Origin of the sequence: uncultured Sphingomonas sp. (assembly GCF_913062585.1) — a bacterium.
GTDB lineage: Bacteria > Pseudomonadota > Alphaproteobacteria > Sphingomonadales > Sphingomonadaceae > Sphingomonas.
On sequence record NZ_CAJXWX010000020.1, the window covers coordinates 63,916 to 71,836 of the forward strand.

At 66.9% G+C, this 7,921-nt stretch carries 6 protein-coding genes; 2 read left to right on the plus strand and 4 right to left on the minus strand.

Annotated features, from left to right (window positions below; genetic code table 11):
- Window positions 1-11: 11 nt before the first annotated feature.
- The 3 genes from QZ546_RS13405 to QZ546_RS13415 all read right to left on the minus strand — a co-directional run bounded on the left by QZ546_RS13405 (window position 12) and on the right by QZ546_RS13415 (window position 5,164).
- Complete coding sequence (locus QZ546_RS13405) at window positions 12-2,186, minus strand: TonB-dependent hemoglobin/transferrin/lactoferrin family receptor (RefSeq protein WP_294238397.1); 2,175 nt, start codon at window positions 2,184-2,186, stop codon at window positions 12-14.
- 198 nt (window positions 2,187-2,384) lie between these two features.
- Entirely contained in the window at window positions 2,385-4,796 is a 2,412-nt protein-coding gene (locus QZ546_RS13410) for a TonB-dependent receptor (protein WP_294238399.1), read from the minus strand.
- The gene (locus QZ546_RS13415) at window positions 4,793-5,164 is read right to left on the minus strand and encodes a hypothetical protein (protein WP_294238400.1); all 372 of its coding nucleotides are present in this window, start codon (window positions 5,162-5,164) and stop codon (window positions 4,793-4,795) included. Before QZ546_RS13415 ends, QZ546_RS13410 begins: the two co-directional genes overlap by 4 nt.
- Before the next feature lie 115 nt (window positions 5,165-5,279).
- On the opposite strand from QZ546_RS13415, the gene QZ546_RS13420 reads away from it, so the two are divergent.
- A complete protein-coding gene (locus QZ546_RS13420; RefSeq protein ID WP_294238403.1) occupies window positions 5,280-5,999 on the plus strand; it encodes a response regulator in 720 nt (239 codons plus the stop codon).
- Complete coding sequence (locus QZ546_RS13425) at window positions 5,996-7,393, plus strand: HAMP domain-containing sensor histidine kinase (protein WP_294238406.1); 1,398 nt, start codon at window positions 5,996-5,998, stop codon at window positions 7,391-7,393. The genes QZ546_RS13420 and QZ546_RS13425 overlap by 4 nt, the downstream gene beginning before the upstream one ends.
- A 6-nt stretch (window positions 7,394-7,399) precedes the next feature.
- On the opposite strand, the gene QZ546_RS13430 is transcribed toward QZ546_RS13425, so the two are convergent.
- A complete protein-coding gene (locus tag QZ546_RS13430; protein WP_367113534.1) occupies window positions 7,400-7,840 on the minus strand; it encodes a L,D-transpeptidase family protein in 441 nt (146 codons plus the stop codon).
- Window positions 7,841-7,921 lie beyond the last annotated feature (81 nt).

The following is a 7,921-nucleotide window of genomic DNA, read 5'->3' on the forward strand; positions in this document are numbered from 1 at the left end:
GATTGTCCTTGTCAGAAGCGGAAGGTGAGCGAGGCGCTGGCATTGCGACCAGGCTGAGTGAAGGCGACCGGGGGCACATCGGCGGCACCGGCGGGCAGGGGGCGCGGCACCGACAGGCCGCGAACGTCCGACCACCAGGCATAGGTGGCGTTGGTCAAGTTGAAGACACCGGCCCGCAGCGTCAGCGCATCGGTCAGCCGAGCGAACAGCGTGGCGTCCAGGATCGTGAAGGCGGCAGGGCGGAAGCATTCGCTGCTGCACAGGCCGATCGTGTCCTGGGCCGCCTTGCGCGCGCTGTGCGTCATCGTCAGCTGCCCGCCGAACCGGCTGCGGCCCGGCTCGCGCCAGCCCACCCCCATGACCAGCTTCAACGGATCGACGGTGGACAGCGGCCGGGCCGTGCCATCGGGTGCGATCTGGTCCCCCTCGGCATAGGAGATGGCAAGCTGCCCTGTGAGGCCGTTGCCCGCGCGGGCATCTAGCCGCCCCTCGGCACCCTTCACCTTGGCGCGGTCGAGATTGATGAACTGATACACCGCCGGATTGGTCGGGGTGAAGGCGCCGCGCACCACCTCCTGGCTGATGAAGTCGTGGTAATCGGCGCGAAACACGCTGGCCGACAGGTCGACGGCCTCGCTGTTCAGCCGCAGGCCTGCCTCGATCGCCTCGCTGGTCTCGGGGCGCAGATTCGGGTTGGGGACCGAGGTGTAGCCGAAGGCGAGGTTGGAGAAGAACTGGTTGATCTGCCCCGGCTCCGGTGCACGGAAGCCGCGGGCATAGCTGGCGAACAGCCGCACCGTCGGGGCGAGCGTGAGCACCGCACCGATGCGCGGGCTGACCCGGTCGGCCGATTGGCTTGCTCCGGTGAATTGCGGCAGCAGCGGGTCCTTGTCGGGTGACAGGCGATACCAGTCATAGCGCAGGGCGGGATGCAGGGTCAGCGGCCCGAGACCGATCTCATCGCCGATGAAAGCGCCCGCCAAGGTGAAATCGGTGGTCGGAAAGGCCCGCGTCGGGAAGGTCTCGCCCGCTGGCGGCACCGTGCCGTCACGCAGGCCCCGCTGGCGCAGCACGCTGATGTCGGCGCCCGTCACGAGCCGGTGGGTGATCCCGCCGGTGGCAAAGCCCAACCGCACCTCACCCGAGCCGCCATAGACCCGGTTCTCCAGCGTGTTGAGCCGGGCACGATCGGCGAGCGTCCGGCGATCCTCGGCGCTGAACTGGCGATTATCGGCATCCTGGAGATAGACGGCCGCCCGCGCGAACTGGACCAGGCCCGTTCCGTCATAGCTCCAGTCGAGCCCGCCGCGCCACCGCGTGGCGGTATCGAGCGCCTGCAACCCGGCGACCGACGTGTTGATGCCGGTCAGCACGTCGGTGGCGATCCGATTGTCGAGATACTCTCCCGTCAGTCGCAGGCGATGGCCGGGCGCCACGTCCCAGACCAGCTTGCCCATCAGGGCGTTCGATTGGCCGTCCTGCGGGTTGGGCGCGGTCCGGGTAACGCCCGTGCCTTCGACCGTGCCCCGGTTCTTCAACTCGGAAAAGTCGCGGCGGGTATAGGCAAGCATCGCCGACACGGCACCCGATCGACCCGCGACCACGCCCGATTGGGTATATTCCGTGTCCGCCGAATTATATTGGGTGCGCAGCGATCCACCGACCGATTTGGTCCCCAGAATATCAGCCGGATCGCTGGTCGTGAAGCTTACCGCACCCGCCAGCCCGTCGCTGCCGTACAGGGCCGAGGCGGGGCCGCGCAGGAACTCGACCGACTTGACCAGGCCCAGGTCGACATAGTCGCCGCGCCCGACATCCTGCGCGCCGAAGCTGAAGCCGTAAGGCACGCGCACGCCATCGACCTGGATCAGCACGCGATTGCCGCCGATCCCGCGGACGACAAAGCCCTCATTGCCCGCCCGCCCAGTCGTGCCCATCGCCGCACCGAACCGGGTGGGCGCGCGCCGGACGCTGATCCCCGGCTCGAAGCGGACCAGATCCTTGATGTCCGTCGCCAGTTCGTCGGCGATGTCGTCGGCGTCCTTGACCGAGACGGTTACCGGCGCGTCCTTTGCTTGGATCGGCGCGCGCGTTGCGGTGACGACGATGTCGTGCTGCTCCCCCGGCTCCTTATCGTCGTTCGCCGGCGTCCCGAGCGCCGCCAACGCAGCTAGAGTCAGAAACATGACCCACCCCTTATCTAATAATCATTCGCAATCGCATTAACTCCAGCGCTTATCGGCGGCAACTATAAAATGCGAATGAGTGTCATTAGTGTTTCATGGGGGGTGTTCGGGAATCGGTTATAAGGGGCAGCGGGCATGTCCGATGGATTCCCACACCTCGGGTCAATGAATCGTTAGGAAGGTAATGTTATCAGTATGTTAAATCGCTTTCCTTAGGCTGAGCGTCACATTGCGGCCCAAGGGATTGAGATAGGCCGGTTGATAGATGATCGGCGTGCTACCCACGCCGTCCCGGACCTGCTGCCTGGCGTTGAGGATATTCGCCACGCTCAGGCTCAGGCGCGTGCCACGCAAGAGCGACGGCGTCTTCGCGCGGCCGAGCTGCTCGCCGATATTCGCGAACAGGTTCAAGTCGACCGTCATCAGGCTGGCAAAATGCAGGTCGCCCGCCGTGCCACCGAGGCCGCGCACATAGGTGGCGCTTTGCCAATCGGCGCTGATCCGGGCACCGAGGCCGCGTTTGAAGACCCCGATCTGCGCCTCGACCTCGTGGCGCGGTCGCCCGCCGCGCGGGTCGATGGCATCGCCGTCGAGGAGGTCAAGCGGCGCAGCACCGGGCCGCAGATACGCGACATCCTCCAGCCGCCAGCTATGCTCGACGCTGACCATCAACCGGCTGGTGAGGTTTTCCACGCGTCGGGCCGCCGCACTTCCGGCTTCGACGGGAATGAACTGAGCGTTTGGGGGCAGGCGGCGCTTGGCCTCCGCCTCGCTGGAAAAGACGCGGACCTGTGTGTTGGCCAGGCCGGGCGGCAGCCGTCCCAGCGGCTTCATATAGCTGAACCCCCAACGCAGTTGGCGCTGGTGCGCACGGAAAAGGTTGAGCGGCGTCGCGTCGATCCGCTGCAACAGTCCGGCGGCGTCTCGGGTGAAACGGTCGGGGAAGGCCGCCTCGACCGGCGCGATCGCCAGGGGCAGGGGCATGATCGGCCTGTCGATCCGTGTGTCGGCATAGTCGATGTTGAACACGAAATCGGTCTTCGCGAACGGCTTGATCGTGGTACCTAGGCTCATCACGCGGCGATCCTCGGTGCGAAGGCCGGGATTGCTGCCCGTGATCCGCGTTACGTCTACGGTTTGGCCCTGGACGAAGTCGAAAATGCGCGCATTGGGCACGACCAGCAGCGGCGATCCGAGCTGCTCGATCGAGGGGGCCGCCTGGCGATGCTGGATCGAGGCGAGCACGGATATCCTGTCTTTCGGTGCCCAGGCGAAACCATAGCCGATCGTGCGCAGCGTTCCACGGTCCGACAGATGCTCGGCCCCCAGCGTCGCATTGGCCGAAAGCCTGCCCAGCCATGCCAGGCTTGGCGTATCGCCCCCTGTGATGGGCAGGTCGATATTGCCCTGTAGCGAGGCAGTGTCGCGGCCCAGATCGCTGGTGCGGGTCAGCGCCCCCCAGCGCGATACGCTGTCGAAATCGCGCGTCGCGAGCCCCGCGCGAAGACTGGCCGACGCCGCGCCGGCGGGCAGTTTGAAGGGCGAACCACTGACCAGCAGGTCGGCATTGGCGGTGGTGTTGACCGCGCGGGCATCGTTGCGCGGAGCGGCCGTAACGCCGATATCGGTCGTGCTGCTAATCGTCACCCGGTCCCAATTGCCGGTTGCCGTCCATAGCCATTGTCCCGCATGTCCGCCGAGCGTCGTACCCAGGTGGACGGTCTGCGTATCACCATCCCGGTGCAACCGGCCATCGGGGCTCAGGCCGACCAGCGCACGCGTCTGGACCGTGTCGAACCGGCCGTCCAGCGTGGCCGACAGTGCATCCGATAGCGTTCCCGCGATCGTCGCGCCGAGCGAAACGCTGTTGGTCTCGGGCAGCAGGGTCCGGACGTCGCCCAGTCGGGGATCGCCGGAGATCTGGCGGAGATCACGCTCGCTCTCCAGCAGCGCGCTCGAGCGGCTGATCTGCGCATCCAGCAGCACACGGGTATTGCCGGTAATGCGCAGCTTGCTGGCGGTGCCGCCCCAGCTCGCTTGGCCACCATCGGTCGGGGCCCCGGCATTCGCCACGCCGACGCGCGAGGAGAAGCGTTCGAACGTAACGACGTTGACGACCTTCTGATCGGCGGGATAGCCATATTTCAGGGCTACCTCTTCGGGCAGGATGTCGGTCCGCTCGATCGCCTCGGTCGGGATGCGGGCAATCTCGTTGAAACTCGAGACACGCCGACCGTTGAGCAACACGACAGGCGAGGCGTTCCCATCGCCTCGACCGCTCTTCACCTGCGCGCCCAGCGCGTCGATCAGGTCCGCCACGGTGCCGGCGCCATAGGAGCGAATGTCGATCGGCGACAGGGTGCGCTCGGGCGGGATGTCGCCCAGCACCGCACCGCGCGGGCGACCGCCCGTGACGACCACGTCGCTGTTGCCGCCCATCTTGTTTGGCTCTGGCAACCCGCTTTTATATTTCTCTCGCAATTGCTGCTGGACGTCCGGGGGGAGTGGCTTGCCGTCCGGCCCACGAAACTCAAGCGGTGGCGCGCCGCTGACTTGCGCGCTTGCCAGCCATGCCATGCGCAGCGCCAGGCCGATCGCCATGACGGTCACGATCCCCGCACGGCAGAGAAGGGCAGCGAAAGATGGCCGGCCATTGCGATCTGTCCCGCCAATGTTCGGCCGTCGCTACCCAGGGTGAGGTGGAAGCTCACCGGCGGTTGGGAGGGAAGCCCGAACGAGACGCATCCGCCCGACACGGAGAGCCTCTCCAGCGGATGCCAGTTCGGCCCACGGGTGGTGCGGTAACGCCCGCTCCAGCCTTTTTCGTTGCGGGTCAACTCGAACGTCCAGTCCGCACCGGCAAAAGGGCCGGTCCACTGCCCGGCCAGCCGCTCGGCCGGCTGGGACGAAGCACAGGGCAGCTCCGCCTCTGCGGACGGAGCGGGCGTGGCGAGCATGAGCAGAAGGGCGGCGATCACCTGTATCCCCCGGTTGACAGGATCCCAGGGAAGCAGAGCATCGTAACCCGATGATGCCGTCTTCGTATCGACGGGCGATACGAAGATGCTACAAAGCCGTGCTATCCGCTCGGACATGCAGACGGACACACTTGGCGCGGAGCGGATCGTCGTGGTCGACGACGACACCAGTATCCGCGACGCACTGGCGGATTATCTGGGCGGCCATGGCTATGCCGTACGCACGGCCGCTGGGGCGATGGCCTGCGACCGGTTATTGGCGGAGGGGCCTGTCGATCTGATCGTAATCGACGTGATGATGCCCGGCGAGGACGGGCTGTCGCTGTGCCGACGTCTGGCACCTGGGGGGACGCCGATCTTGATGCTCAGCGCGCTCGACGCCGTGACAGACCGGATCGTGGGGCTTGAGGTCGGGGCCTGGGATTATCTGCCCAAGCCGTTCGAGCCGCGCGAACTGCTCGCCCGCGTACGGGCGCTTTTGCGGCGACCGCGCGCGGAGGTCTCAGCGGCAGCGACTGGGGATGCCCTCCGTTTCGCGGGATGGTGGTATAGCCCCGGCGAGCGTCGCCTGCGCGATCCGCAGGGGCGCCCGGTATCGCTGAGCGAGGGCGAATATGCGCTCCTGACGGCGTTTGTCCGACGCGCTGGCCGGGTGCTCAGCCGCGATACGTTGCTCGATATCGCGCGTGGTGACGATGCGGCCTCCTATGACCGGGCGATCGACATTGCGATCAGCCGCCTGCGGCGCAAGCTGGCCGAGGCGGACCCGGAGCCGCTGATCGAGACGGTGCGTGGGGCAGGGTATCGCTTTCTGCCATCGGTGCGGGCGGCATGATCCGGGCGCTCTGGCGGCCACCCAGCGCCCTGACCGCGATTGGCGGGTTCAGCGTGGCGATCGCGGTCCTGAGCGTCGTCATCACCGCCAGCATCGTCCTGTTGATGCCCGATCCGCCCGCGATAAGAATGACCGTCGCGGACGTGGCAGCGGCGCTGCGAGGCGGAGAGGCGGGAAGCCTGGTGCTGGACCGCCGCGTCGGAAGGCCGCCGGAGGGACCACCCGCCCCGCTGTTGCAAAAGGCGCTGGCTCGCGAACTGCATCGGCCCCTCTCCGCCGTCCGGGTGGTTTGGCTGGACCGCATACCGGGCAAGCGGCTCGATGGCGGGATGGTAATTTATACGTCGCGGGGCGCTTTTTCGCCCGGCAAACCCTTGCCTGTTCCCGCTGCTCCGGCGGGTGCGGTGCTGGTTCGGCGTCAGGGGGTGATGCCGATGCGGATGGTCCTGCCGGGCCAGCAGACCGAAGCGATCATGAGCGCGTTGGTCCTGAAACTGCCGCAACCCGCCTTTGCCGCGGCGATATTGGGCGCGGACGGTCGTTGGCTGTCGGTCGCGCCGCACCAGCCGCTTCTCGGCGGCTGGCGGCTGAAGGTGCTGGCCGCGCTGGCCGCGAGCCTGGGCGTGCTGGCGCCGCTGGTGTGGCTGTTCGCGCGCCGCCTGACCCGGCCGTTCCGGGCGCTGGCGACCGCGATCGACGAGGGGCGCGATCCGCCCCAGGCACAGGGGCCGCGGGAACTTCAGGAGGCGGCGGGAGCGATCCTGCAACTGCGCAACCGGCTGGCGGCCGAAAGCGAGGAGCGGATGCGGATGCTGACGGCCGTCGCGCATGACCTGCGCACGCCGCTGACCAGCCTGAAGCTGCGAATCGAAGCCGCGCCCGAGCCGCAACGAACGCGGATGATCGCCGATGCCGATCGGATGCAGGCGATGATCGCCGATGTGCTCGACTTCGCCAGAACCATCGGCGCGGGGCGGCAATCTATCGCGGTCCGGCCGCTGATCGCCGACATCCTGGCCGACCACCCGCAGGTCGTTCTGCGCGACGGGCCGGATGTGACGGTCGACAGCGTCGAACCCGATTTGCGGCGAGCCGTCGAAAATCTCGTCCGCAACGCCATCGACTATGCCGGTGGCGGCGTGATCGACGTCGCGAAGGAGGCGCAAGCCGCCGTCATCCGGGTGATCGACGCCGGTCCCGGCATCGCCCGGGAGGATCGCGAACGTCTGCTCCGCCCGTTCGAGCGCGGCGAAGCCTCACGCAGCCGCGATACGGGCGGAGTCGGTCTGGGCCTCAGCATCGTGAGCGGCTTCGCCAAGCGGGAGGGCGGCGAACTCACCCTGGACGATGCGCCGAGCGGTGGGCTGGTCGTGACGTTGCGATTGCCGTTGTGACGGCGATCAGCCGACGATGCTCTGCCCCATGCTCAAGCGCTTGCCGTTGGTGACGATGACCTGATCGCCGATCCGGGTCGCGGCGAAGAGCTTGCGGGCAAAGGCGGTCGGTACGCCGACACAGCCATGGGTGGCATAGCCATAGCGGACGTCGCTGCCATGGATGGCCACGCCATCGCGCGTCAGTCGCAGCATATAGGGCATCGGCGCGTCATACAGGTTGGAGATGTGCTCGGCGTCCTTCTCCAGGATCGGAAATACGCCGAGCGGGGTCGGCATATTGTCCGCGCCATAGATGATCGCGGCGGTCCCGATCTCATAGCCGTCCCGAAAGATCGACACGACCTGTGCCGTCAGGTCGACGGTAATGACGATCGGCCCCTTGGGCGCGCCGCTTTCATCCCAGACGAAATCGCCGTGACGAAGCGGCTGTTTCAGGTCGAGGATGCGGCGAACGACGAACGGCGCGGGCGTGGGGGCTGTCTCTTATACACATCTCCGAGCCCACGAGACCGTACTAGATCTCGT

Bases quoted from the DNA above. Each gene is read 5' to 3' on its own strand.
- QZ546_RS13425 (WP_294238406.1), top strand. From the start codon at position 5,996: ATGATCCGGGCGCTCTGGCGGCCACCCAGCGCCCTGACCGCGATTGGC.
- QZ546_RS13405 (WP_294238397.1), bottom strand. From the start codon at position 2,186: ATGTTTCTGACTCTAGCTGCGTTGGCGGCGCTCGGGACGCCGGCGAAC.
- QZ546_RS13420 (WP_294238403.1), top strand. From the start codon at position 5,280: ATGCAGACGGACACACTTGGCGCGGAGCGGATCGTCGTGGTCGACGAC.